The organism is Streptomyces cacaoi, assembly GCF_006539165.1.
GTDB lineage: Bacteria > Actinomycetota > Actinomycetes > Streptomycetales > Streptomycetaceae > Streptomyces > Streptomyces cacaoi.
This window is the reverse complement of the sequence record NZ_BJMM01000037.1, coordinates 1-26303: the sequence shown is the minus strand read 5'-3', so window position 1 is coordinate 26303 and position 26303 is coordinate 1. Positions and strand designations below refer to the sequence as shown.

Here is a 26303-nt window from a genome sequence, read left to right as displayed (position 1 = left end):
CCGCGACCCCGCCCCCGGCGCACCGCGGGCGGGCACCCGGCCCGGCTCACCGCCCTGCGGACCAGCGCACCGACGGCGGGCCGCCCGCCCGGCCGCCGTCAGGTGTCGCACTCCAGCACGCTTCCGCACAGCCCGCAGCGCGCCCGCACCCGGCCCCGCACCGGCACCCTGATGCGCTGGAGACACGTGGGGCAGGGGAACGAGACCCGCAGCGGCGAGTGGTGCTCGAAGGCGTAGCCGCCGCCCCGCAGCGGCGGGGACCCCGGCGTCAGATGCGTGCGCGCACGGCGGCGGTCCCGGGCGTAGCGGCGCCGTCCGCCGCGGTGCGCGGCGGCCAGCGGCGGCTGCTCCTCGTCCACGTCGGCCAGCCGGCTGCCGCGCACATACGCCTCGTACGCCTGCGGACTGGTGAACCAGATCGCCGGATCCTCGCCGAACAGCCGCGCCCGCTTGGCCAGTACGTAGCCGAACTCCTCCGGCGTGAGGTAGCCGAGCTTCTGCGAGGTCAGCGCGTCCTGCCGGAAGGCGTCCAGCAGCAGCCAGCCCGCGCCGAGATAGGCGGTGGCCGTGTCGGTGAGGATCTCGTTGTCGCGCGTGCCGGAGAAGGCCAGGCCCAGCCGGTGCAGATAGACGTGCATCACCTCGTGCGCGAGAGCCGCGCCGATGTCCCTGCGGTGTGTCTTGAAGCGCGAGTTCAGCTCGACGAAGTACTCGGGCCCCGCGGCCAGTTCGACGTTGGCGGCGTGCGTCATCTCCCGGAAGTTCACGATCACCCGGGCCTCCGGCAGCCGCAGATGGCGCACCATGACACCGGCGACCCGCTGGGTGCCCAGATGGAGGTCGTCGGCGTCCGCGAAGGCCACATCGCCGGGGGAGACGCTGGCGGCGAAGGTGTGGACGGTGTCGGGCGAGAGCCGGCGGTACAGGGCCGTGATGGCGTCCCGCACCGTGTCCAGATGGGGGAAGCCCCGCTCGACCGGGTCCGCCGTGGCCTCACTCATCGCCGCCCCTCGCGCTCGCCTGCCGTCACGATAACTCCGCACCGCGCCCGGCGCCCCCGGCCGTCGCCGCCCACCGGACCGGGGACCCGGACACCGCTGTGACGTGCCTCTTTCCGGACCGTGGCAGGGCCGCTGCGGGCGTTCCCCGCCGCCCGCCGCGGGCCGTGCGGGGCCGGTTCGTGCGCACCGTCCGGCGCCCGCGGCAAACCCGGGCCCCGTCGTTCGATTACCGTGCTGCTGTGGTGACACCGGTGCAGGAGACGACGTCGGGGATGGTGCTGCTGCTGGCGGCAGCCCCGGCCAGCAAACGCCGCTGCGTGAACGCCGCCGCCGTCCTCCCGGGACTGGCGGCCGTCCCGCCGCACATACTGGCCGGAGCGCCCACCGCCACGGTCGTGGAGGTGGCCGACCCGGTGGACCAGCAGACGGTGCTGACCCGCGTCCGGTCGGCGGCCGCCGCCCCGGGCCCGCTGACGCTCTACCTCGCCGGCCAGCTCGAACGCGACCGCAAACAGGGCCTGTTGCACCTCGCGCTCGCACACACCACACCGTCGACCGTCCGGTACACCGGCCTGCCCTGGCACTGGCTGGCCGCCGAACTCGCCGGCAGGCCCGCCGGAACGACGACCGTCGTCGCGGACCTCGTCGCCGCTGACGAAGGCTCCTGGAAGAGCGCCACCGGCGACGCGCTCGGCCTCGGCCCCGGCGTCCGGCTGTACGGCCGCGTCGCACCGCCGCCCCCGCGCCGTACCGTCGTCGACCCCTGCTATCTGCACGCCTGGACGGAGGTGTGGCGCACCGGCGCCCACCCCGGCCCGGCCGAACTGCACGCACACGCCGCCGCCTTCGCCGGGGACGGAGCACTCCTGCTCCCTACGGACCCGACGACTGCGCCCGGTGAATCCTCCGCGTTCCCCGCGTCTCCCGCGCCCTCCTCTGCGTCTGCGCCTCCTGAGTCCTCTGTGCCCTTTGCCTCCCCGGCGTCCTCTGCGCCCGCGGGGCCGGGGCCTCTGTACCCGGACCCCACGGACCCGACGGCCACGCCCGCTGAGCCCTCTGCGACCTCTGAGTTCTCCGCGTCTTCTGCGTCTTCTGCGCCCGCGGGGCCGTCGCCCATGTCGCCTCCGCCCGCGGACCCGGGGGTCGCGCCGCCTGCGCCCGCGACCTCGTCGGCTCCGGGCGCCGTACCCCTGGAATCCATGCCGCCCGGCTTCGTCCTCTCGGACCCCGCACGGCCCGCGACGGCGCCGCCGGGCGGGACCGCCCCGCCCGAGCCCGGGGCGCCGGGGGCCGTGCCGCCGGACGCGGTGCCGCCCAGGTCCGGCGTCCCGCCCGCGCCCGGGTCCGCCGTGCCGGAGCCGTCGCCGTCGGACGCCGGAGTGGGCGAGGCCGAAGCACCGGAACCGTCGGCCCCTCCGGCGCCGGACGCCTTGCCGCACGGCGCCGTGCCGCCGGACGAGGCGTCGGTGGACGAACCGCCGGGGGAGTGGGGTCCGCCGGAAGCGCCGGGGCCCGCACCCGCGGAGCCCATGGAGCCCGCCGGGCCCGGCGCCGAGCCCCCCGGGCCCGAAGCCGGTTCGAGGTACGCGGAACCCGGCTCCGAGTCCCCAGGGCCCGCGGAACCCAGCTCCCAGTCCCCAGGACCCGCGGAAGCTCGCCCCGAGCCCGCCGAACCGGGCTCCACGCACGGGGAGTCGGCGCCGGGCCCCGCGTCGGACGAGCCGGTGGGGGCCGCGCCCCCGGCACCCGCCGAACCGGGCTCCGCACCCGCGCCCCCCGCTCCCGACCCCGTGGAGCAGGAGCCCGCCCCCTCGCCCGCCGACCGGCTCGAACCCGGACCGGCGCAGCCGCCCCTGCCGCCCCTGCCTCCCGTGCCGTCCGTGCCCCCGCCCCCGGCCGCGCCGCCGGCCCCCGTCGAGCAGACGTCCGCCGGCACGGGCACAGGCATGAGCACGGGCTCGGGCACGGACACGGCCGCGGGCGGAGGACCGCGGAGCGGTGCGGTGGAGGATCCGCTGCCCGCCGTGCTGGAGGCGGCGCGGGCGGGACGGCACGCGGAGGCCGCCGCCATGGCCGCGGTGTGGGAGGCCGAGGCGCTGCGGCACCACGGCCCGACCTCGGCGTCCGCGCTGCGCTGGCTGGAGGTGCGGGCGGATCTCGCGCGGCTCGCCGGGGCCAGCGACCGCAGTTGCGAGCTGTGGATGACGGTGGCGGAGACCCGGCTGCGCCGGCAGCAGGCGCCGGACGATCCGGAGGTGGAGGGCGCCGTCGACCGGGCGCACCACCAGTGGGAGCACCTGAGCGATCCGGAGCGGGCACGCGCCCTCGCGCCCGCGCTGATCGCGCTGCGCCGCCGGGTGCCCGGCCGTCAGCGGGGCGCGCTGGCGGCGCTGCAACGGAGGCTGGAGCACCTGCACACCGTGTAGTCCCGTCGGCCCGTACGGGCGCGTCGACCCCGGCGGCCCCGTGGCGGTGCCCGTCCGATGGGCGCACCGGAAGTCCAACATCCCCCCCGTTTTTGTCCATGGGCACCGGACACCGTCACCGGCCAGGCTGGTCCGCCACGGCGCGAGGTGCACCAGGAGGGACGGACGATGGGTGAAGTGACCGGCGTGGGGCGCAGAAGCGTGGTGGCGGGCGGCGCGCTCGCCTCGGTCGGTGCGGCGCTGGGTGTCGGCGTCCCGGCGGGCACGGCGCGGGCCGCCGCGCCGGGTGCGGCCGGTGAGGGGACGGCGACGCTGCGGACCGAGGCGCTGGAGGTCACCGTCGACGCGGCCTTTCCCCGCATCGTGCACTACACCGACCGGGAGACCGGCGCACGCCTCCACGCGCAGTCCACCGCGGTGCGCACCCTGCTCGTCGACGGCGAGGAACAGACCCCGAAGGTCACCGCGGAGGCCGCCACCGGGAAGCGGATCGCCTACACCCTCACCCTGAAGCGCGGTACCGAGGTCGGTGTCGAGATCGTCGCGGAGGGCCGGCAGGTCCACTGGCGGGTCACCCGCATCGAGGAGCGGCCCGGCGGCGAGGTGGGCACGCTCCAGGTGCCGGGGCTCGCCTTCCTCACCGTCCGCTCCGACCAGCCGGACGCCGTGCTGTACGCGGCCCGCGTCGAGCTGGACAAGGACAAGAGCGGCGACACCCTCGTCGAGGTCACCGAAGCGGCCAAGAAGGACGACAAGCCGGCCGGCTGCGCCTACGCCGTCGTCTCCACCCGCGAACTCGCCGCCGCCATCGAGACGAACACCGTCTACGACAAGCCCGGCGACACCCCGGGCGCCGACTGGGACAACGGGCGGCTGTGGCGGCAGACCACCCAGGAGGAGGGGCGTACCGTCGCCCGGCTCACCTGCGGCCAGTGGACGTACCGTGCCGCCACGGCGCCGAAGGACCGCACGGAGCCGCTGCCGTACGTGACGGTGATCCTCACCGGTGACCGCAACGGGGACGGCGTCGTCGACTGGCAGGACGCGGCCATCGCGATGCGCGACATCATGGTCGACCCGCCCGGCGCCGACGAGCAGCATCTGCGCGTCGTCCCGCACATCCCGTTCAACTTCGCGAGCCTGGCCACCAATCCGTTCCTGACCACGCTCGACCACGTCAAGCGGATCCACCGGGCCACCGACGGGCTGCGCCAGTTCACCCTGCTCAAGGGCTACCAGTCCGAGGGCCACGACTCCGCGCACCCGGACTACGCGGGCAACTGGAACGAGCGTGCGGGCGGCCTCGACGACCTCAACACGCTGCTCGCCCGCGGCAAGAAGTGGAACGCGGACTTCGCGGTGCACATCAACGCCACCGAGTCCTACCCGGTGGCCGACGCCTTCTCCGACAAGCTCGTCGACAAGGAGAACGAGCAGTGGGACTGGCTCGACCAGTCCTACCGCATCGACCAGCGCCGCGACCTGGTCACCGGCGGCATCGAAAAGCGCCTCGCCGATCTGCGCGCCCACACCGACGACGGCCTCAACTCCCTCTACATCGACGTCTTCCGCGAGTCCGGCTGGACCTCCGACGCACTCCAGCGCATCTTCCGCGACCAGGGCTGGCACATCGCCACCGAGTGGGGCCACGGCTTCGAACGCTCCGCGCTGTGGTCGCACTGGGCCACCGAGACCGACTACGGCGGCGACACCTCACGCGGCATCAACTCGCGGCTGATCCGCTTCATCCGCAACCACCAGAAGGACGTCTTCGCCGACAAGTGGCCCACCCTCCTCGGCGTCCCCCGCATGGGCAACTACGAGGGCTGGACGGGCAAGACCGACTGGCACGCCTTCTACGAGCTGATCTGGACGCACAGCCTGCCCGCCAAGTACCTCCAGGCCCGGCCGATCCGCACCTGGCGCGAGCACGAGATCACCTTCGAGCCCGCGGCCGGCGGCAAGGGCGCCACCTCCGTCACCGACGAGGACGGCAAGCGGCGCATCACCACCGACGGACGCCTCGTCTACGACGACGGCGCCTACCTGCTGCCCTGGGAGCCGCGCCGCGCCACCGACCCCGACCGGCTCTACCACTACAACCCCTGCGGCGGACGCACCACATGGCGGCTGCCCGCCGGCTGGTCCGGCGCCCGCACCGTGCGGCTGTACCCGCTCACCGACGCGGGCCGCGGCGAGCCCGTCGCCGTGCGGGTCTCCGGCGGGAAGGTCACCCTCGACGCCGAGGCCGGGCGGCCCTACGTCGTCCACCGGCGCCCCGCGCCCGCCGCGCCCGACCCGCACTGGGGCGAGGGCACTCCGCTGACCGATCCGGGCTTCCACTCCGGCTCGCTCGACGCCTGGCAGGTGACGGGCAGCGCCCGCGTCGAACGCAACGAGCTCGGCGACCCCGAACTGGTGCTGCCCGGCGGCGGCGCCGCCTCCGTCGGTCAGCGCCTCGCCCGGCTCGCCCCCGGCGACTACGCGGCGTCCGTGCAGGTCGAGGTCGGCGACAAGGCCGGCGAGCGGCGGCGCGCCTCCCTCACCGTGCGCACCCCGGACGGCGTCACCGCCGAGAACTTCACGCACACCTCGACCGCCGTCAACCAGGCCGGCTCCGACCTCAAGCACGGCACCCGGTTCCAGCGCATGACCTGCTGGTTCACCGTCCCGCCGGGCGGCGGCCCCAGCACGCTCACCCTCGCCGCCGAGGCCGGCGCCGCCACCGTCCGCTTCGACCACGTCCGCGTCGTCGCAGCCCCCAAGCCCGCCGCGCGGGACGAGAAGACCCTCTGCCACGAGGACTTCGAGCATGTGCCGCAGGGCTGGGGCCCGTTCGTCAAGGGCGACGCCGGCGGCGCCAACGACCCGCGCACCCATATCGCCCAGCGGCACGCCCCCTACACCCAGCGCGGCTGGAACGGCAAGGCGGTCGCCGACGTCGTCGACGGCACGCAGAGCCTCAAGTCCCGTGGCGAGAACACCGGTCTCGTCTACCGCACCGTCCCGCACACCGTCCGCTTCGCGCCCGGAAAGAAGTACCGGGTCTCCTTCCGCTACGAGAACGAGAAGGCCGGCCAGTACGCCTGGGTCACCGGCGTCGACACCCCCGGGGCGAAGGAACTGGACCGCACCCCGCTGCCCGTCGCCACCGCACCGAGCCGCCACACCTACACCTTCACCGCACCCGACGACGGCGAAGCCTGGGTCGGTCTGCGCAAGACCGGCGACGACGCCAAGGCCGAATGCGTTCTCGACACCTTCACGGTGACCGAACTGGATCAGTGACCGTACGCTGCTCCCCACCGAAGACGGCGGGTGAGGGGAGCACGAACGGTGGGCGAAGCGAGGTTTCAGTCCTGGATGCGCTTTTTCACCCCGGGCCCCGTCCACCACCGGCTGGGCCTCGTCTGCCTCGGCGTCGGCATGCAGCACGGCGCCCTGCCGCCCGTCGGCCCGCGCACGCTCGACCACTATGTGGCGATCGTGATCAGCGCGGGCCGCGGATGGTGCGAACTGCCCGACGCGACGGGCGACTTCGCCACGCGGCGGCACGAGGTCGTCGCCCCGGCCCTGCTGTGGATCACCCCCGGAGTGCCGCACCACTTCGGCGCCGACCCCGACGAGGGCTGGGACGAGGCGTTCGTCGACTTCACCGGCTCCGCCGTCACCGCCTACACCGAACTCGGCTGCATCGAACCCGACCGCCCCCTCGTCCCCCTCACCGACGCCGGCCCCGCCCGCTCCGCCATCGCCCGCATCACCCGCGCCGCCCGGCCCGGAAACCCCCTGCTGGAGATCGAGGCGGCCGCCGCCGTCCATGAACTCCTCGTCGCCCTGCGCCGCGCCCGCGCCGACACCACCGCCGACGGCGCACCCGTCCTCGAAGCCCTCGCCCGCGACGCCTTCCTGCCGCTGTCCGTCGCCGAGCACGCCGCGCGGCACGGCATGACCGCCGCCGAACTGCGCACCGCCGTACGCCGCAGCGCCGGATGCAGCCCCAAGGACTACCTCCTCGGCATACGCCTCGGCCGCGCCAAGGAACTCCTCGCCGGCACGGACCTGCCCGTCTCCACCGTCGCCCGCCGCGTCGGCTACGACGATCCCGCCTACTTCTCCCGCCTGTTCACCCGCCGCGTCGGCACCCCGCCCATCCACTTCCGCGCCCAGCAGGCCCGCACGGTCCCCGGCGGCTTCACCCCGCACATCCCCGACCCCGACCACCCGCCGATGCTGACCTGAGCGCCCGGCGGCGGCCAGCCGCGGGCAGCCGTGGACCAGCCCTGGACCAGCCGTGGACACGGTGCTCACCAGGCGAGACCGGGAAGACGAGCGGGCCCGGTGGCGGATAAGGTCGCAGCCCACGGCCGACCGACCACGAAACGGACAGACGGGGCGATGACGAGCAGCGAGACCGACCGGACGCACCGGACCGACCAGCCGGACGACTCCGTGACCGAGGAGCTGGCCGGGCTGCGCGACAGCATCGACAACATCGACGCCGCCGTGGTCCACATGCTGGCCGAGCGCTTCAAGTGCACCCAGCGCGTCGGCCGCCTCAAGGCCGATCACCATCTGCCCCCCGCCGACCCGGCCCGCGAGGCCCGCCAGATCACCAGGCTGCGCGAGCTCGCCCAGGACGCCAAGCTGGACCCCGCCTTCGCGGAGAAGCTGCTCAACTTCATCATCGCGGAGGTCATCCGCCACCACGAGCGCATCGCCGACGAGGTCTCCACCAGGAACGACACACCCCGGCAGACCCCGGCCGAGTAGTCACCGCGCTGCGCCGCGGGGTGTACCGCCCGGCCGTCCGCTCCTTATGCTCCGGCAATGGACTGGGGCACGCTCGCGAGCACGGCAACCGGCGGTCTGATCGGCGTCGTCTCCACGCTGAGCGCCGAATGGTTCCGGACCCGGCGTGACCGTGAGAGCGCCGACCACGCCGACCGCCGCCGGCTGTACGGCGAGTACCTCGCCGCGCTCTCGCGCACCAGGTCCGAACTGCGCGCCACTGCCCGGGACACGGCCGCTTCCGCCGAGGAGCGGGCGCGGCGCGCCCTGGACTCCTTCCACACCGGCGGGGCCTACGAACTGCGCTACCAGGTGGCCATCACGGCCCCGGAGTCCGTCGTGGCCGCCTCCACCGAGGCGTTCCGCGCGCTGCGAGACATGCGCGACCTGCTGCACACCGGGGCACTGCGTACCGACCCGGCCTACGCCGCCTCCCGCGACCGCTGGGAGGACGCCTTCGCGGAGCTCCGCGCCCGCATCCGCTGCGACCTCGTCCGCCCGCCCCGCCGACGGGGATGAATCCCTTCACGGCACACTCCGGCGTACCGGGTGGCCGCCTCCGTCTCCGCGCCGCCCGGCGCTCCCGTTCCGGAACGGGCCGCCGTCTCCCGCAGGATGGTGGTTCCGTCCGGGCGTCCCGATCAGGCTCGGGCGCCGGCCGCACAGGAAAGGACGCATCACCCGTGAGCGAGTTCTCCGATCGGCCGTTGCGGGTCGGTGGCCGTGCCAGTGCGATGGCGCTGGCGCAGACCGAGCACGTCTCCCGTCTGCTCGCACGGCTCGAACCCGGGCTGCGGACCGAGACGGTCGCCACCAGCACGGAGGCCGACAGATGGCCGGGAGAGCTGTCCCGGCTCGGCGGCAAGGGCCTGTTCGTGAAGGCCATCGACGAGCAACTCCGGCGCGGCGAGGTCGATCTGGCCGTCCACTGCCTCAAGGACGTCCCCGGCGACCAGCCGCTGCCGGAGGGGCTCACCCTGGCCGCCGTGCTGCCCCGCGCCGACGCGCGCGACGTGCTCGTCGTCCCGGCCGGCTCGGCCGTGACCTCGCCCGGGGAGCTGCCGGCCGGCGCCACGCTCGCCACGTCGTCGGTGCGCCGCCGCGCCCAACTGCTCGCCGCCCGGCCGGATCTGGAGATCGTCCCGGTGCGCGGCGCGGTGGGCAGCCGGCTGGAGAAGCTGGACGGTGCGCGGGCCGGGCTCCGGGCGGACGGCCTGGTCCTGGCCCGGGCGGGGCTCGAACGGCTCGGTCTGACCGGGCGGATCGTCCACCACTTCGGCGTGGAGGGAAGGGCGGACGGGATCGTTCCGGCCGTCGGCGCCGGGGTGCTCGCTCTCCAGTGCCGGGCCGACGACGTCCCGGTCACCCGGCTGCTGGCCCGGCTGGACGATCCGCGCACCCGCGCCGAGGCGAGCGCGGAACGGGCCCTGCTGCGGGGGCTGCGGGGGCACTGCAACTCCCCGATCGCGGGGCACTGCACGACGGAGCCGGACGGCCGGCGCACGCTGCGCGGGCTGGTGTTCTCCCCGGACGGTGGCCGGTTCGTGCGCGCCGCCGCGTCCCGTGGCCCGGAGGCGGACCCGGCGGCGCTCGGCACCGAGGTGTGCGCCGAACTCCTGCGCCAGGGCGCCCGGGAGCTGATCGACTCCGTCCAGCCCGGCTGAGGCGCGGGCCGAGGGGCGGCGTGCGAGCCTCGTGCGGGCGGCCCGCGGGCGGGCGTGCCTCGGGGCCGCCGGCTTGCGGCGGGTCCGTGCGTCGGCGGCGGCCGGTCAGCCGTCGGCGGGCGCGGGCCCCTCGCTCTCCCTCGCGTAGCCGTCGCGGGCACGGTCCAGGGCGGCGGCGAAGTCGCGCTGGGTGTCCGCGCTCCAGTGCAGCAGATCGCAGAGCACGCGCTGCACCGTCTGACCGGGGCTGCGCCGCCAGCCCTCGGGGGAGAGCGCGTAACCGGCGAGGATCTCGTTCGCCCGGGCTACGGCGGCCTCGTGCGGGCTCGGTGCTGCCATCGGTCTCTCCTCGTACGGTCCGGACACCGGTCGACTCAGGAGCCTACTGCGGAATTGCAGCGCATTCCAAAATTTTCCCGCGTACCTTCCGCGTACGTACCTTCCGTGTACTCGGCGCACCCTCTGCCCACTCGGCGCACCTTCCGCGTACTCGGCGCGCACCTTCCGCGTACCGGCGCACCCCCCCGCGTACCGGCGCACCACCCCGCACCCGGCACGCCCCCGCGTCCCCGGCGCACCCGCACCGGTGCGCCCCGCGCCTCCGCCGGACCCGGGCCACCTGCTCCCCGCCTCCCCTCCCGGGTGCGGCCCCGGCGCGGGCCCCTCATCCTGATCCTGTGCCGCCTCGCAGCCGTCCCGGGCCGGGCCCGCCGGCCCGGCCCCGCGCGGGAGCGGCCGTGAGCGGGCACGCCACCTGCCGGGGCGACCGGGCCGGCCGAGAGGAAGGACGGGGAGGTGTCCGCGTGGCGGAGCAGGACATCACGCTGGGGCGGCTGCTCGCGGCGGTCGAGGAGCGGCCGCCCGTCGAGTCGGTCGCGGTGATCGCCCGGGTGCTGGGCGAGGACCTCGGCGCGAGCGATGTCGGCTTCCTGCTCGCGGACTTCGGCGGTGACGCCATCTGGCGGCTGCCCACGTTCCTGTCCCCGGAAGCCGGCAGGCAGGGCCGTATCGAGCTGCCCGGCACCGTCTACGACCGGGTGATCAGATCGCAGCGGCCGCAGACCGTCGACTCCCCGGAGGAGGGCTGCGTCCGGGTGTACACGCCGGTGGCGAACCGGGGCGACGTCATGGGCGTGCTGGAGGTGTGCGTGGCCGAGCAGCCCGGCGACGGGCAGATGCGCCACATGGCGCAGGCCGCGCTGGCCCTCGCGTACGTCGTCACCACGAGCCGCCGCTTCACGGACATGTACGAGTGGGGCCGCAGGATCGCCTCACCGACGCTGGCCGCCGAGATCCAGCAGAACCTGCTGCCGGACACGCTGTGCTGCGAGGCGGGGAACGTGACCGTCGCCGCCGCGCTGGAGCCCGCCCTCACCATCGCCGGCGACACCTTCGACTACAGCCTCGACCGGGACACGCTGCACCTGTCCATCACCGACGCCATGGGGCACGACACCGGTGCCGCGCTGCTGGCCACCCTCGTCGTCGGCGCCCTGCGCAACACCCGCCGCGCCCGTGCCACCCTGGCCGAACAGGCGCTCGCCGCCCATCACGCGCTGCTGGAGCACGGCAACGGCGGCACGGTCACCGGGCAGATCATGCGTGTCGATCTGGCGAGCGGACGCTGTCTGTTCGTCAACGCCGGACACCCCTGGCCGCTGCGCCGGCACGAGGGCCGGGTCGCCGAGGTGCACCCGGCCGTCGATCTGCCGTTCGGCGCCCCGCACCAGGACGCCTACCGGGTGCAGCACCTCGATCTGGCGCCCGGGGACCGGCTGGTGCTCCTCACCGACGGCATGCTGGAGCGCAGCGCCTCCGAGCTGGACCTGCCGGCCCTCATCGAGCGGGACTCCGGGCTGCATCCGCGCGAGGCCGTCCGCTCGCTCACCCGGGAGCTGCGGGAGATCACCGGCGGCGACCTCCGCGACGACGCCACCGTCATCTGCCTGGACTGGTACGGCACCGAGCTTCCCGCGCCCGTGGCCGCGGCCCGCGCCGAGGGCACGGCCTGAGCCGGGCGACGCGCGCCGGGCGAACGACCCGAGCCGGGCGAACGGCCCGCGCCGGGCGAACGACCCGAGCCGGGTGCCGGGCGCGCGCCCCGCGCCGGGAGTTCGCCTCCCGGCGCGGGGCGCGGACACGTCCGGCGGACCACCGGACGAGCCGTCGAGGGCGGGGATCAGCCGAGCCGGTCGGCGACGACCTCCGTGGCCCGGGCGATGAGCTCGCTGTCCAGCTCGGCGTCCTTCGTGTGGCCGTGCACCATGACGTTGAGGACGAGCGGAGCGGCGTCCGGCCGCCAGACGACGGCCATGTCGTTGCGCGCGCCGTAGTAGCTGCCCGTGCCGGTCTTGTCGCCGACGACCCAGCCCTCGGGCACGCCCGCCCGGATCAGCCCGTCCCCCGTGGTGTTGTTGCGCAGCCACGTGGTCAGCTGCTTCCGGTCGCCCTCGGCCAGCACGTCACCGAGGACATAGGCCCGCAGGTCCTTGGCGAACGCGCGGGGCGTCGAGGTGTCCCGCTTGCTGCCGGGCTCCCAGCGGCTGAGGAACGGCTCGACGCGTTCCATCCGCGTGACATGGTCGCCCAGCCCTTCGAGCGTCTTGTCGAGGCCCTTGGGCCCGCCGACCGTCTCGAACAGCAGGTTGGCGGCGGTGTTGTCGCTGTAGCGGACGGCCGCGTCGCACAGCGCGGTGAGCGTCATCCCGTCCTCGACGTGCTTCTCGGTCACGGGCGAGTTGTCGACCAGGTCGTCCTCGGAGTACTTCACCACCCGGTCCATCTCGCGGTCCGTGTGCTTGTCGAGCACGGCGCCGCATTCCAGCGCCTTGAAGGTGGAGTTGTAGGGGAAGCGTTCCCCGTCGCGGTAGGCCACCTCGCGGCCGGAGCCGGTGTCGACGGCGTAGACGCCCAGCCGCACGTCGAACTCGTCCTCCAACGCCTTGAGTTCGGCGGCGTACGGCTCGACCTCGCCGGGCTTGTGTGCCGCGGCGGACGAGGAGGGCGCGGAGCCCGCGGGCTCGGCGGCGTCAGCGGAGCTCTCCTGGCCGCAGGCCATCACCGGTACGAGGGACAGCGCGGCCACGGCGCCGAGGGTGGCACGCCGAATACGTGTGTGCAGCATGTTCCGAACCTCCGGGTCGCCCCGCGATCGGGGCGGCTGAAAGGGATGGAGCGCAGAAAGACGGGAGCGGCACCCCGCCGTCCCGTCGGCGGGCCCGGGTGCCGGTACTCACCTTCGCCGCTGCCGGCCATGCGGTCCAATACAGGTATGCGCGGTTCCATGCCGGAACGGCATGAAGAGCCGTGACGAGGCAGGAAGAGGCAGGAAGAGGCAGGACGAGGCAGGACGAGGCAGGAAGAGCCGCCGAAGAAGCGGGGAGAGTACGGGAGATGAGGGAGACGGCGGAGACGGCCGGGAAGCAGACAGCCAAGACGGAAACGGCGCCCAAGGAGGCCGGGGCGCTCCAACGGCCCGGCGTGCTGCGGGTGATGACGATGAACGTGCTGGCGCCCGGCTACGCGGACGGTGAAGCGCGGCGCGCGGTGCTGCACGAGGAGGTGCGCAGGCTGGCACCGGACGTCCCCGCGCTACAGGAGGTGACGCGTCGGGAGGCCGACGGTCTCGCCGCCGACGGCTGGCACCTGGTGCCGCACCCGGCGTGGGGCCCCGACGGCGTCGGCGCGGTACTGGCCGCACGCCTCCCGTTCGGGGCGTGGGCGAGCGACCGGCTCGCCGTCACGGAGCGGACCTCGCGCACGCCCTGGTGCGGCGTCGTCGCCGCCGGGCTGCCGCTGCCCGAGCCGCTGGGGACGGTGGTGCTGGTGCACCACAAGCCGAGCTGGCCGTACGGCTTCGAACGCGAACGGGAACTCCAGGCGGTCGCCGCCGCCCGCCTCGCGGAAGAGCTGCGGGAACGGTGCGGGGCGCGGCACACGGTGCTGCTCGGGGATCTGGACGCCCCGCCCGAGGCGGCCAGCCTGCGCTTTCTGCGCGGCCTCGCGTCACTGGAGGGCACGAGCGTCTGCCACCAGGACGCCTGGGAGGCCGTGCACCCCGGCGAGCCCGGCTGGACGTTCAGCCCCCGCAACCCCCTGGTACGCGACGGTGACATGCCGGAGGAGGCCGGGCGCCGCATCGACCACATCCTGGTGGGCTGCGGACCGTGCGGGCCCGGGCTGCACATCGCCCGCTGCGAGCGGGTACTGACCGGGCCGGTGGACGGCGTCCAGGCCAGCGACCACTACGGCCTGTTCGCCGACCTCACCCCGCCGCACCATCCACCGGGCCGGTGGGCGGGGGAGTGAACCGGGCGCCCCGGCTCAGGAATCGTCCTCGCCCAGCCGGTGCACCCGCACCAGGTTCGTCGAGCCGGGCACCCCGGGAGGCGACCCCGCGGTGATGATCACCAGATCGCCGCGCTCGCAGCGGCCCAGCTTCAGCAGCTGCTCGTCGACCTGGTCGACCATCTCGTCCGTGGACGCCACCGTCGGCCCCAGGAACGTCTCCACACCCCAGGTCAGATTCAGCTGCGAGCGCGTCGCCTCGTCCGGCGTGAACGCCAGCACGGGGATGGGGGAGCGGTAGCGGGAGAGCCGCCGGACCGTGTCGCCGGACTGGGTGAAGGCCACCAGGAACTTCGCGCCGAGGAAGTCGCCCATCTCGGCCGCGGCCCGCGCCACGGCCCCGCCCTGGGTGCGCGGCTTGCTGCTCTCGGTCAGCGGCGGCAGGCCCTTGGCCAGCATGTCCTCCTCGGCGGCCGAGACGATCCGCGCCATCGTGCGCACCGTCTCCGTCGGGTACTTGCCCACGCTGGTCTCGCCCGACAGCATCACCGCGTCCGTGCCGTCCATCACCGCGTTGGCCACGTCCGACGCCTCCGCACGCGTCGGCCGCGAGGCGTCGATCATCGAATCGAGCATCTGCGTCGCCACGATCACCGGCTTCGCATTGCGCCGGCACAGCTTGACCGCGCGCTTCTGCACCAGCGGCACCTGCTCCAGCGGCATCTCCACGCCCAGATCACCGCGGGCCACCATGACCCCGTCGAACGCGTCGACGATCGACTCCAGATTCGCCACCGCCTGCGGCTTCTCCAGCTTGGCGATGACGGGGACCCGGCGGCCCTCCTCCGCCATGACGCGGTGCACTTCCTTCACGTCGTGGCCGCTGCGGACGAACGACAGCGCGATGACGTCGGCACCCATGCGCAGCGCCCAGCGCAGATCCTCGACGTCCTTGCCGGACAGCGCGGGCACCGAGACGGCCACGCCCGGCAGATTGAGCCCCTTGTGGTCGGAGACCATGCCGCCCTCGACGACCCGGGTGCGCACCAACGGGCCCTGCACGGCCGTCACTTCGAGCGTCACCCGGCCGTCGTCCACCAGGATCCGCTCGCCCGCCGTGACATCGGTGGCCAGCCCCTCGTAGGTCGTGCCGCACACCGACCGGTCGCCCTCGACCTCCTCGACGGTGATGCAGAACTCGTCGCCACGTTCAAGGAGTACAGGCCCCTCACGGAATCGGCCCAGACGGATCTTCGGACCCTGAAGGTCGGCGAGGATGCCGACGCTGCGTCCCGTCTCCTCCGACGCGGCCCGGACCCGGTGGTACCGCTCCTCGTGCTCGACGTGCGTGCCGTGGCTCATGTTGAGGCGGGCGACATCCATTCCGGCCTCGACGAGCGTCTTGATCTGCTCGTACGAGTCGGTGGACGGTCCCAGGGTGCTGACGATTTTCGCTCGGCGCATACCGCGACCTTACGACGTACCGACGCGTAGAGAGCACGTGGCCAACGATTGTCCAACCGCCTTTCACGGAACGGACATTGACCAACTTCTAAACTGGGCGCGGGGGTGCTCCGATGAGCGGTGCTGTCTGCCGCGCTGGTGGTTGCTGTCCGCTGTCGCCCCCGGCCGGTGGCCCTGTCCGTCACTGTGTCCTCAAACGCCGGACGGGCTTTTATGGGCGCTGCCGGGCTGGTTGCTGCCCGTTGCTGTCCCCGGGGCCGGTGGCCCTGCCCCTCACCGTGTCCTCAAACGCCGGACGGGCTGATGGGGGTGTCGGACGGGCTGATGCGGGGGGCGGTCGGGGGTCAGTGGAGGTGGGGGCGGCTCATGAGGAAGCGGGCCGTTACCTGGGCCCTCACCGTCTGGCGTTCCGGCTCCAGGTCCAGGTGAGGGGCGGCACCGGGGGCGGCGGGGGCGCCGCCGTACGCCGCGCGGGTCAGCCCGCCGGCGGGCGGCAGGGCCGGTGCACCCTCGGCGCCCAGATCCGCCAGCTCCAGCAGGGCCGTCAACCGGGCACCCAGCGCCTCCGCGTACTCCCGCGCCCGCGTCACCGCCTCCCGCACTGCCTGCTGCCGCGTCGCCCGATGCGCCGGCGAGCCCTCCCGCAGCGCCCACCACGGGCCCTCCACCCGGGTCAGCTCCAGCTCGGCCAGCCGGCCCGTCAACTCGCCCAGCACCGTGAAGTCCTGTACGACCACGGTCAGTCGCACCCGCCCGTTGTAGGCGTGCACCCGCTCCCTGCGGCCCTTCTCCGCCAGCTCCGGCTGCACGCTCAGCGCACCCGTCTCCAGCTTCTCCACCGCCTCGCCGTAGCCCTTCACCAGCTCCAGCGCCCGGCTGTTGCGGCGCGTCAGATCCTCCAGCGCGGCCCGGCGGTCCGTGCCCCGCGCACGCACCGTCACCCCCAGCCGGGCGATCTCCGGGTCGAACTCCAGCACCGCCTCGCCCCGCACCGCCACCCGCGGCGCGTCCGGCGTCCCGAACGGAACGGCTCCGCCGGACGGTGCCACCGCCGAGGCGGGCACCGGGGCGGGGCCGAGCGGCTCGCTCGTCGGCTCGTCTTCCGGCATCGGCTCGTCCCCCGGAAGGGGCATCTGCGGCGACGTCATACCCCCACTGTCGCAGACCTCCCCGCCGCCCGGGACGCCTCGCGCCGCCCCCGCAGACCGAACCGTGTGAACGCCGTACGGCGCGGCAGCGGATACACCTCCTCGCCCGCCAGCGCGTTCAGGATCACCGCGCTGCGATAGGCCGCCAGCCCCAGATCGGGCGCCCCCACCCCGTGCGTGTGCCGCTCCGCGTTCTGCACGAACAGCGAACCGTCCACCGGGTCGTCCAGCACCAGCCGGAACTCCTCGTCCACCAGCGGCCGTCCGGCACCGTCCCGCCGCAGGCGCTCCGCCAGCCCCGCCAGGATCCCCTCGGCCGGACGCTCCGCGTAGCCCGTCGCCAGCACCACCGCATCCGTCACCAGTCGGTCGCGCACCCCCTGCTCCGCGTGCTCCAGATGCAGCTCCAGCCGGGCCCCGCCCAGCCGGCCGGCGGTCCGCACCCCCACACCTGGCGTCAGCACCGCGTCCGGCCAGCCGCCCGCCAGCGTCCTGCGGTACAGCTCGTCGTGCACGGCCGCCAGCGTCTCGTGGTCCACGGCCTTGTGCAGCTGCCACTGCTGCGGGACGAGACGGTCCCGCACCTCCTGCGACAGCCCGTGGAAGTAGCGCGTGTAATCCGGAGTGAAGTGCTCCAGGCCCAGCTTGCTGTATTCCATCGGCGCGAACGCCGCACTCCGCGTCAGCCAGTGCAGCCCCTCCCGCCCCACCGGACGCCGCCGCAGCAGATCCAGGAACACCTCGGCACCCGACTGCCCCGAGCCGACCACCGTCACATGCTCCGCCTCCACCAGCCGGTCCCGGTGCTCCAGATAGTCCGACGAGTGGAACACCGGCACCGTCGGCTCCTCCGCCAACGGCCGCAGCGCCTCGGGCACATACGGTGCCGTGCCGATCCCCAGCACCACGTTGCGTGCGTACGCCCGGCCCAGTGCCTCCGCCTCGCCCTGCGCGTCCAACTGCGTGTAGTCCACCTCGAAAGCGCCCCGCTCCGCGCTCCAGCGCACCGCCTCCACCTGGTGCCCGAACCGCAGCCCCGGCAGCCGCTCGCACACCCAGCGGCAGTACGCGTCGTACTCCGCCCGCTCGATGTGGAACCGCTCCTGGAAATAGAACGGGAACAGCCGCCCCCGCTCCCGCAGGAACCGCAGGAACGACCACGGGCTCGCCGGATCCGCCAGCGTCACCAGGTCCGCCAGGAACGGCACCTGGAGCGTCGCCCCCTCGATCAGCAGCCCCGGATGCCACCGGAACCCCTGGCGCCGCTCCAGGAACTCCGCCCGCAGCCCCGGCACCTGCTGCCCCAGCGCCGCCAGCGACAGATTGAACGGGCCGACCCCCACCCCCAGCAGATCGAGCGGCTCCGCACCCCCCGCCCGCTCCACGGGCCCCGACGTTCCCACCGCACACACGTCCGTCACGGACGCTCTCCTTCCGCACTCGCCGCGACCGCCCCGTCGGCGCCCGCACCACGCTCCACGACCGCCGCCACGGCCTCGTCCACCAGCTTCAACAGCGCCTCCGGCTCGCCCTCGCGCACCGTCGGATCGAGCAGCGTCACCTTCAGCCACAGCCGGCCGCCCACCGCGGCCCTGCCCAGCACCGCCGCGCCGCCCACCAGCAACTCCCGCCGCGCCGCCGCGACCACGGCGTCCGGCAGCCCCCGCGGACGGAACAGCACCGTCGTCAGCGGCGGACGCGCGTACAGCGAGAACCGGCCGTCCTCGGCGATCACATCCGCCAGCCGCTCCGCCGCCGCGCAGGTGCGCTCCACCATCGCCGCCAGCCCCGACCGGCCCAGCGCCCGCAACGTCACCGCGACCTTCAGCACATCGGGGCGGCGCGTCGTCCGCAGCGAACGGCCCAGCAGATCCGGCAGCCCCGCCTCCGTGTCGTCGTCCGCGTTCAGATACGCCGCCCGGTGCGCCAGCGGACGCAGCGCCGCACCGTCCCGCACCGCCAGCACCCCCGCCGCCACCGGCTGCCAGCCCAGCTTGTGCAGATCGAACGCCACACTGTCCGCCCGCTCCAGCCCCGCCAGCCGCCCCCGCAACCGCTCGCTGAACACCAGCGGACCGCCGTACGCCGCGTCCACGTGCCAGCGGGCACCGTGCCGCGCCACCACCGCCGCCAGCTCCGGCAGCGGATCCACATCCCCCGCGTCCGTCGTCCCCGCCGTCGCCACCACGAGCGCCGGTGCGCCCCCGCCGCGCGCCAGCTCCTCGTCCAGCGCCCCGGCCGTCAACACCCCCGCGGGCGTCGGCACCACCACCGGCGGAGCCAGCCCCAGCAGCCACGCCGCCCGCCCCACGCTGTGGTGCGCGTTCGCCCCGCACACCACCCGCAACGGGGCACCACCCCGCGCCCGCGCCGCCTCCCGGCCGAGCAGCAGCCCCAGCTGATTGCCCTCCGTACCGCCCGACGTCACCAACGCGTCCGGCCCCGACGGCCCTTCCGACCCCGACGGCCCTTCCGACCCCCACGGCCGTTTCGGTCCTTCCGGCCCCGGCGCCCCTCCCCGCTCCGGCGGACCGCCCTCCGCGGGAAACACCAGCCGCGCCAGCTCCCCGCACACCAGCGCCTCCAACTCCGAGGCAGCGGGCGCCTGATCCCACGAGTCCATCGACGGATTGACCGCGCTCCCCGCCACATCCGCCGCCACCGCCAACGCCAGCGGCGGACAGTGCAGATGCGCCGCACACAACGGCTCCGACGGATCGGCCGCCCCCCGCGCCACCAGCCCCACCAGCGTCTCCAACGCCTCCCGGGCCCCCGTACCGCGCTCCCGCAGCACCGCGCCCACCGTGGCCCGCACCTCGTCGGCCACCCGCTCCGGGCCCCCGGCCGGCAGCGGACCACCCCGCTGCTCGGCGCCCGAGGCCAACGCCTCCAACACCACCTCCAACAACGGACGCAGCGCGGCGGACCCCAGGGCTCCCCCCGCGAACGGGCCCGGTCCCGGTGGATCCTGGGCACCCTCGACGGTGAACGCGGACATCGGCTCTCTCCTGAACGGCGGCCACGGCTCCCCACACCACGGCCCAGCTGGTAAGGCGGGCCTAACTTATGTGCGCCATCCGGGAGTTATGCCGATCTGCCCTGTTCTTCGCCCGAAGGTGGGAGCGCGGTACAGAAGATCACCGCGCATCTGATAGGGGCCTTCTCCGCCCTGCCGCTGTCCCCGCCGCTGTCCCTGCCGCGGGCCCGCCCCGGCCGCGCCCCCTCACCCGCGTCACCCTGCGCGCGCTGCTCCTCGCCCGCCCCGGCCTGACGTGCGCCGGACGACTGTGTCCGCCCTCAACCGCCGGACGCCACTCTGCCCGATACAGGGGGGACGAGCCCGTGCCCGGCAGGTGGGGGCGAGACGGGGCCCGGCTGTGGAGGCGAGGCCGTGTCCGGCTGTGGGGACGAAGCCCCGCCCTGAGCGGAGGGGCGAGACTCCGCCCGGCAGTTGAGGACGAGCGCCCCGGTGCGAGCGGCCGGGCACCGGGCACGGCACACGGCAGCGCACACCCGCACCAGGACACCCATTCAGCGCGGCGGCACGCCCTAGGCGGAGGCGTCGAACGTCTCCCGGACGCGCAGCGCCCGGGCCAGATCGTCCAACTGGTCCACCAGCCAACGGCGGAGAGCCGGCTCCACCTCACCGGACGCCAGACACTCCTCGCCCAGCGCCAGCGCCCCCCGCTCCACCCGCACCGCGGGAAACACATGCCGGCCCAGCAGCGCCGCCACCGACGGACCACGCCGCCGCGCCACCCCCGGCGCCTCGGCGAAGTACCGCGGCACGAACCCGCCCAGCAGCTCCGCCTGTTCGGGCTGCCAGAACCCCTGCGCCACCGCCGTGAACAAGTAGTTCGACAGCGCGTCCGCCGGAGAGAACATCGCCTCCCACGCCGCGTCCTTCGCCGCCGCACTCGGCAACGCCGCCCGGCACCGCGCCGCCGCCTCCTCACCCGCCGCGCTCGGATCGTCCCCCAGCGCCGCCCCGATGTCGTCCGCGTCCACCGCGCCCAGCACCGACAGCCGCAACAACAGCCGCCAGCCCAGCTCCGCGTCCAGCACCGGCCCACCCGGCACCCGGCCCGCGGCACGCCACGCCTCCAACTCCGCAGGCTCCAGCGCGCTGTCGATGAACCGCCGCACCGCCGTCAACCGCAGCCCCGCCTCCGGGCCGTCCTCCGGAGCGCCCGCCGTCCGCTCCAGCAGCTCCCGGCACACCTCCGACACCAGACCCAGCGCCTCGGCACGCCGCGCCCCCGCCAGACAGCGATCCGCCACCTGCGTCCGCGCGAACGTCAACACCCCCTGCACCACCGCGTTGTCCGACTCCGCCGGCAGATGCGCCCGCACCACCCGCACATACTCCAGCGGATCCAACTGCGCGTCCCGCACCATGTCCCGCGCCGCGTTCCACACCACCGCACGCGACAACTGCCCCGGCAGCCCCGACAGCGCCTCCCGCACCGTCTGCCACGAACCGTCGTCCAGCCGCACCTTCGCGTACGTCAGATCCAGGTCGTTGACCAGCAGCAGATCAGGGCGCGGGCCCGTCAGCCGCACCGACAACCCGCCCTCGTCGGCCGCCAGATCACGCTCCAGCCGCTCCCGCAGCACCAGCCGCCCCGGCTCGGCCGGCGCCCTGTCGTACAGGCCCAGCGCCAGCCGGTGCGGACGGCCCACCTCCGCCGAGCGCTCCAGCTCCACCGACCAGACCCGCTCCGGCGACTCGGCCAGCCGCGGCCGCAGCGTGTCCACCCCCGTCGTCCGCAGCCACCGCTCCGCCCAGGCGTGCACATCCCGGTCCGACGCCTGCGCCAGCGAATCCAGGAAGTCCGCCAGCGTCGCATTGCCGAAACGGTGCCGCGCGAAGTGCACATTGATGCCCGCCAGGAAGCTCTTCTCACCCAGCCACGCCACCAACTGCCGCAGCGCGGAAGCCCCCTTCGCATAGCTGATCCCGTCGAAGTTCATCATCGCCGCCGAGGTGTCCGGCACCAGCGCCGGATCCGGCGCGACCGGATGCGTCGACGGGCGCTGATCCGCGTCGTACCCCCAGCTCTTGCGCGCCAGGGCGAAATCCGTCCACGTGTCGGAGAACCGCGTCGCCTCGCTCAGCACCTGGTAGCCCATGTACTCGGCGAACGACTCGTTCAGCCAGATGTCGTCCCACCACCGCAGCGTCACCAGATCCCCGAACCACATATGGGCCATCTCGTGCGCGATCACCATCCCGCGCACCTGCCGCTCGGTGTCCGTCACCGCCGAACGGTGGATGAACTCGTCCCGGAACGTCACCAGCCCGGGGTTCTCCATCGCACCCGCGTTGAACTCCGGCACGAACGCCTGGTCGTAGGAGTCGAACGGATACGGCTCGTCGAACAGCTCGTGATACCGGTCGAAGCAGCGCCGGGTGATCTCCAGCAACTCCGCCGCGTCCGCCTCCAGATACGGGCCCAGCGACTCCCGCACATGCAGCCCGAACGGCAGCCCCGCATGCTCCGTACGCACCGAACGGAACGGCCCCGCCGCCACCGCCATCAGATAGGTGCTGATCCGCGGTGTCGGCGCACACTCCCAGCGCCCCGCGCCGCCCGCCCGGACGGCCGCGCCGTTGCCCAGCACCGTCCACTCCGGCGGCGCCGTCACCGCCACATGGAACTCCGCCTTCAGATCCGGCTGGTCGAAACAGGCGAACACCCGCGGAGCATCCGACATACAGCACTGGGTGTAGACGTACGACCGCCCGTCGGCCGGATCCGTGAACCGGTGCATGCCCTCGCCGACATGCGAGTACGCCATCCGCGCCGTCACCCGCAGCTCGTGCTCCCCCGCCGCCAGCCGCCGCAGCGGCAGCCGCCCGCCGTGCAGCGTTCCGGGATCCAGCGCCACCCCGTCGACGCTCGCCTCCAGCAGCCTGCTCGGCCGCACCTCCACGAAGGTGTCGGCACCGTGCTCCCGCACGGCGAACCGCACCACGCTCGTGGAGACGAACTCCTCCTCACCGGGCGTCAGATCGAACTCGATCGTGTACCGCTGGACGTCGAGCACCCGGGCTCGCTGCTGCGCCTCGTCGCGCGTCAACTCGGACATGCGCGCCATGGTGCCCCACCCACCGGCACCGCGCACCGGTGCGCCCCCCTTCATCGCTTGGGCCCGATCCGGGCGTCCATGAGGGCGACGGAGGGGCGGCGGGCGATGGAGACGCTGTGCCCGCCGCACCGGTGCCGTGTGCTCCGCCAGCCGACTCCGACGGCGTCCAGTGCGTCGGTGAACAGGCGCAGGATGTCGTCGGACCTGTTGGTGAAGAGGTAGCGCGGATACGTATAGCGCTTGCGGACGCCGCGGACCGTTCTGGTGGTCCAGTTGGTGATGCGGCAGCCGTCGGAGTGCACCAGCCCGCGGATCAGCTCCCACGGATGAGCGGTGACGATCTCCCGCTGCCACGGCTCCAGCAGAATGCGCCGCTCGTGTTTCCGGCCGGGGCCGTGCTGGGGGAAGAGACAGGGCCAGTGGTTGCTGTAGGCCGAGACATGGACGCAGCCCTTCGCCCGGACGCGGTTGGCCCTGCCGGTCGGGGCGATGGTGCGGACGGCCTCCTCGCACGCCGTGATCAGGCCGGGCCAGGACTCGGCGCAGGCGATCCGCAGGCTGTAGGTGCGGCCCACGCGGCTGACGCAGCCGTCCCCCAGGTACAGCCCCAGTAAGTAGGCGTAGACCTCGGGCCGGTCGGGAGGGCGGGCCGGGACGGCGCACCGGGGGCAGCGGTGGCGTGGCGGCGCGGGGTGGAGCCGCTGCTGCCAGGCGCGGAGACACCAGCGGGAGATGCCTGTCTGTTTGCTGACGGAGTTGAGGCTGCGGCCCTCGGCGACGAGGGTGAGAGCGCGTTTCCGGGTGGCGAGGTCGTACATGGGTGCCAGCGTTCGCCAATAAGGAGGGTCTTAGCGAGAGGCCCCGGGCATCGTTCGCTCGATACGCTGAAACGTGAAGGTTGGGATTGCAACCTTGGAATTGAAGGCGAAGTGCCCCGGGTGGGACTCGAACCCACACTGAATGGTTTTTGAGGCCATCGTCTCTGCCGATTGGACTACCGGGGCATCTTGAAAACGAAGGCGGAAAGCCACCCGCCGTGTCCTTACCTTACAGGACCTGGGTAAGGTCGTAGACCCCACCTGTGCGGAACAACGAGGAGCCCAGTGAGCACCGCGGACGCCCCCGAGCCCGAGACCGCCGAGACCGCCGGACCTGTCGAGCCGGCCGAGACGAGCGGCAGCGAGCATGTGCCTCCGGTGACGACGCGGGTCGTGATCGCTGAGGACGAGGCCCTGATCCGGATGGATCTCAAGGAGATGCTGGAGGAGGAGGGCTACACCGTCGTCGGTGAGGCGGGCGACGGGCAGACCGCGCTCGATCTGGCCCGGGAGCACCGGCCCGATCTGTGCATCCTCGATGTGAAGATGCCGGTGCTGGACGGCATCTCGGCGGCCGAGAAGATCGCGGAGGAGAGCATCGCCCCGGTGCTGATGCTGACCGCGTTCTCGCAGCGCGAACTGGTGGAGCGGGCGCGGGACGCCGGCGCGATGGCGTACCTGGTGAAGCCGTTCAGCAAGAGCGATGTCGTTCCGGCGATCGAGATGGCGGTCTCCCGGTTCACCGAGCTGCGTGAGCTGGAGAAGGAGGTCGCGGATCTCGCCCAGCGGCTGGAGACGCGGAAGCTGGTGGACCGCGCGAAGAGCGTTTTGCAGACCCAGTACGGCCTGACGGAGCCGGCGGCGTTCCGCTGGATCCAGAAGACGTCGATGGACAGGCGGCTGTCGATGCAGCAGGTCGCCGAGGCGGTCATCGCGGACGGCGAGGAGCGCAAGAAGGCCAAGCAGCAGAACAAGTAGGCCTCCGGCGGGGTCGCGCTCAGTCCTCGCCCAGGTACGCCTTGCGTACGGAGGGATCGTGGAGGAGTTCGTCCCCGGTGCCGGAGAGGGTGATGCGGCCGATCTCCATGACGTGGCCGTGGTCGGCGAGGGAGAGCGCGGCCTGGGCGTTCTGTTCGACGAGCAGGATGGTCGTGCCCTGGGCCTTCAGCTCGCCGATGGTTTCCATGATCCTCTGCATCATGATCGGCGAGAGCCCCATGGAGGGTTCGTCCAGCATGAGCAGCTGGGGCCGGGACATCAGGGCGCGGCCCATGGCGAGCATCTGCTGTTCGCCGCCGGAGAGTGTGCCCGCCGCCTGCCCGCGCCGTTCGCCGAGGATGGGGAAGAGTTCGTAGGCGTGCCGGATGTCCCGGGCGACGGCGTCGCTGTCCTTGCGGAGGAACGCGCCGAGCTGGAGGTTCTCCTCGATGGTGAGCCGGGGGAAGATGCGCCGGCCCTCGGGGGAGTGCGCGAGCCCGTCGGCCACGATCTTGTGCGCGTCTCTGCCGACGAGCTGTTCGCCGTCGAAGGTGATACGGCCGCCGACGGGGGTCAGCAGTCCGGAGAGGGTGCGCAGTGTGGTGGTCTTGCCGGCGCCGTTGGTGCCGATGAGGGTGACGACCTGGCCGCGTTCGACGGAGAACGAGATGCCCTTGACGGCTTCGATCTTGCCGTAGGCGACGCGCAGGTCTTCGACTTCGAGCAGCGCCATCAGTGCTCGTCCCCTTCCCGGGCGTCGTGGTGCGGCCGTCCCGGGCCGGGGTGTCCGGGCTGCCCGGGGGGTTCCGGCGGTGCGGGTGGTGCGGGCCGGTCGTCGGTGAACGGGGTGCCGAGGTAGGCGGCGATGACGCGGTCGTCGTTCTGCACGGTCTGCGGGCTGCCTTCGATGAGTTTCTCGCCCTGGACGAGGACGGCGACGCGGTCGCACAGGGTGAAGATGAACCGCATGTCGTGCTCGATGACGAGGACGGCGGTGCCGCGTTCGCGTACGGCGGTGACGAGTGCGCGGGTGGCGGTGGTCTCGCCGGCGGTCATGCCGGCGGTGGGTTCGTCGAGCAGCAGCAGTCCGGGTTCGCTGGCGAGTGCGCGGGCGATCTCCAGCTTGCGTTGTTCGCCGTAGGGCAGGTTGCGGGCGAGGTGTTCGCGTTTGTCGGCGAGGCCGGTGAAGTGCAGGAGTTCCATGGCGCGTTCCTCGGATTCGCGTTCGGCTCTGCGGAACCGGGGGCCGCGCAGGAGGGCGGAGAGGAGCCCTTCGGCGGTGCGGGTGTGCCGGCCGACGAGGACGTTCTCCAGGACGGTCATGTGGGCGAAGAGCCGGATGTTCTGGAAGGTGCGGGCGATTCCGGCGCGGGTGACCAGGTGGGAGCGGTGCGGCAGGAGCGTGCCGCGGTAGTGGACGGTGCCTTCGGTGGGGAGGTGGAGGCCGGTCAGGCAGTTGAAGAAGGTGGTTTTCCCGGCGCCGTTGGGGCCGATGAGGCCGACGATCTCGCCGGGGCCGACGCGCAGGTCGACGCCGTGTACGGCGGTGAGTCCGCCGAAGCGCATGGTGACGCCGCGGGCTTCGAGTACGGCGGGTTCCGGTGTGTGGGGGCCGGGGTGCGGGGTGGGCGGG

General features: G+C 73.5%; 20 protein-coding genes and 1 tRNA gene. 9 read left to right on the top strand and 12 right to left on the bottom strand.

Features of this window, described 5'->3' with window-relative positions; genetic code table 11:
- Positions 1–98: 98 nt before the first annotated feature.
- Positions 99–1001 carry a hypothetical protein gene (locus SCA03_RS26440; RefSeq protein WP_030887151.1) on the bottom strand — a complete coding sequence of 301 codons (903 nt, stop codon included), beginning with the start codon at positions 999–1001 and terminating at the stop codon, positions 99–101.
- Positions 1002–1240: 239 nt separating this feature from the next.
- On the opposite strand from SCA03_RS26440, the gene SCA03_RS37045 reads away from it, so the two are divergent.
- From SCA03_RS37045 to hemC, 6 genes are all read left to right on the top strand, one after another.
- The gene (locus SCA03_RS37045) at positions 1241–3427 is read left to right on the top strand and encodes a hypothetical protein (protein WP_308698322.1); all 2187 of its coding nucleotides are present in this window, start codon (positions 1241–1243) and stop codon (positions 3425–3427) included.
- 168 nt (positions 3428–3595) lie between these two features.
- Entirely contained in the window at positions 3596–6715 is a 3120-nt protein-coding gene (locus SCA03_RS26430) for an endo-alpha-N-acetylgalactosaminidase family protein (protein WP_086818196.1), read from the top strand.
- A gap of 75 nt (positions 6716–6790) precedes the next feature.
- Positions 6791–7669, top strand: a complete 879-nt coding sequence (locus tag SCA03_RS26425; protein ID WP_030890431.1) for a helix-turn-helix domain-containing protein — start codon at positions 6791–6793, stop codon at positions 7667–7669.
- 156 nt (positions 7670–7825) lie between these two features.
- Positions 7826–8200, top strand: a complete 375-nt coding sequence (locus SCA03_RS26420) for a chorismate mutase (RefSeq protein WP_051857107.1) — start codon at positions 7826–7828, stop codon at positions 8198–8200.
- A gap of 57 nt (positions 8201–8257) precedes the next feature.
- Entirely contained in the window at positions 8258–8737 is a 480-nt protein-coding gene (locus SCA03_RS26415; RefSeq protein ID WP_030890437.1) for a hypothetical protein, read from the top strand.
- Between the two features lie 164 nt (positions 8738–8901).
- Positions 8902–9882, top strand: a complete 981-nt coding sequence (hemC, locus tag SCA03_RS26410; RefSeq protein WP_030890440.1) for a hydroxymethylbilane synthase — start codon at positions 8902–8904, stop codon at positions 9880–9882.
- A gap of 105 nt (positions 9883–9987) precedes the next feature.
- On the opposite strand, the gene SCA03_RS26405 is transcribed toward hemC, so the two are convergent.
- Positions 9988–10221, bottom strand: coding sequence for a hypothetical protein (locus tag SCA03_RS26405; protein ID WP_030887138.1), 234 nt, complete (start codon positions 10219–10221; stop codon positions 9988–9990).
- Positions 10222–10685: 464 nt separating this feature from the next.
- Between SCA03_RS26405 and SCA03_RS26400 the strand changes: the two genes are divergently transcribed.
- Positions 10686–11894: a PP2C family protein-serine/threonine phosphatase gene (locus tag SCA03_RS26400; protein ID WP_169729685.1), complete on the top strand. Its 1209-nt coding sequence runs from the start codon at positions 10686–10688 to the stop codon at positions 11892–11894.
- Positions 11895–12061: 167 nt separating this feature from the next.
- Here the strand turns inward: SCA03_RS26400 and bla are convergent, their stop codons facing one another.
- Positions 12062–13006, bottom strand: a complete 945-nt coding sequence (gene bla / locus SCA03_RS26395; protein WP_030887133.1) for a class A beta-lactamase — start codon at positions 13004–13006, stop codon at positions 12062–12064.
- A gap of 269 nt (positions 13007–13275) precedes the next feature.
- On the opposite strand from bla, the gene SCA03_RS26390 reads away from it, so the two are divergent.
- Entirely contained in the window at positions 13276–14190 is a 915-nt protein-coding gene (locus SCA03_RS26390) for an endonuclease/exonuclease/phosphatase family protein (protein WP_086817784.1), read from the top strand.
- A gap of 15 nt (positions 14191–14205) precedes the next feature.
- On the opposite strand, the gene pyk is transcribed toward SCA03_RS26390, so the two are convergent.
- From pyk to SCA03_RS26355, 7 genes are all read right to left on the bottom strand, one after another.
- Entirely contained in the window at positions 14206–15633 is a 1428-nt protein-coding gene (gene pyk, locus SCA03_RS26385; protein ID WP_030890451.1) for a pyruvate kinase, read from the bottom strand.
- A 344-nt stretch (positions 15634–15977) separates the two neighbouring features.
- Positions 15978–16781: an SIMPL domain-containing protein gene (locus SCA03_RS26380; RefSeq protein ID WP_078874021.1), complete on the bottom strand. Its 804-nt coding sequence runs from the start codon at positions 16779–16781 to the stop codon at positions 15978–15980.
- Entirely contained in the window at positions 16778–18202 is a 1425-nt protein-coding gene (locus SCA03_RS26375) for a lysine N(6)-hydroxylase/L-ornithine N(5)-oxygenase family protein (protein WP_230988922.1), read from the bottom strand. The genes SCA03_RS26380 and SCA03_RS26375 overlap by 4 nt, the downstream gene beginning before the upstream one ends.
- Positions 18199–19779, bottom strand: coding sequence for a pyridoxal phosphate-dependent decarboxylase family protein (locus SCA03_RS26370; RefSeq protein WP_141275698.1), 1581 nt, complete (start codon positions 19777–19779; stop codon positions 18199–18201). The genes SCA03_RS26375 and SCA03_RS26370 overlap by 4 nt, the downstream gene beginning before the upstream one ends.
- A 551-nt stretch (positions 19780–20330) precedes the next feature.
- The gene (pepN, locus tag SCA03_RS26365) at positions 20331–22874 is read right to left on the bottom strand and encodes an aminopeptidase N (RefSeq protein WP_086818076.1); all 2544 of its coding nucleotides are present in this window, start codon (positions 22872–22874) and stop codon (positions 20331–20333) included.
- Between the two features lie 50 nt (positions 22875–22924).
- Positions 22925–23692 carry a hypothetical protein gene (locus tag SCA03_RS26360; RefSeq protein WP_030890467.1) on the bottom strand — a complete coding sequence of 256 codons (768 nt, stop codon included), beginning with the start codon at positions 23690–23692 and terminating at the stop codon, positions 22925–22927.
- A gap of 112 nt (positions 23693–23804) precedes the next feature.
- Positions 23805–23878: transfer RNA gene (locus SCA03_RS26355), tRNA-Leu, on the bottom strand.
- Between the two features lie 99 nt (positions 23879–23977).
- Between SCA03_RS26355 and SCA03_RS26350 the strand changes: the two genes are divergently transcribed.
- Positions 23978–24670, top strand: coding sequence for an ANTAR domain-containing response regulator (locus tag SCA03_RS26350; protein ID WP_030887110.1), 693 nt, complete (start codon positions 23978–23980; stop codon positions 24668–24670).
- A gap of 19 nt (positions 24671–24689) precedes the next feature.
- On the opposite strand, the gene SCA03_RS26345 is transcribed toward SCA03_RS26350, so the two are convergent.
- Both SCA03_RS26345 and SCA03_RS26340 read right to left on the bottom strand, forming a co-directional pair.
- Entirely contained in the window at positions 24690–25406 is a 717-nt protein-coding gene (locus SCA03_RS26345) for an ABC transporter ATP-binding protein (protein ID WP_030887109.1), read from the bottom strand.
- Positions 25403–26236, bottom strand: a complete 834-nt coding sequence (locus SCA03_RS26340; RefSeq protein ID WP_078874023.1) for an ABC transporter ATP-binding protein — start codon at positions 26234–26236, stop codon at positions 25403–25405. The genes SCA03_RS26345 and SCA03_RS26340 overlap by 4 nt, the downstream gene beginning before the upstream one ends.
- Positions 26237–26303 lie beyond the last annotated feature (67 nt).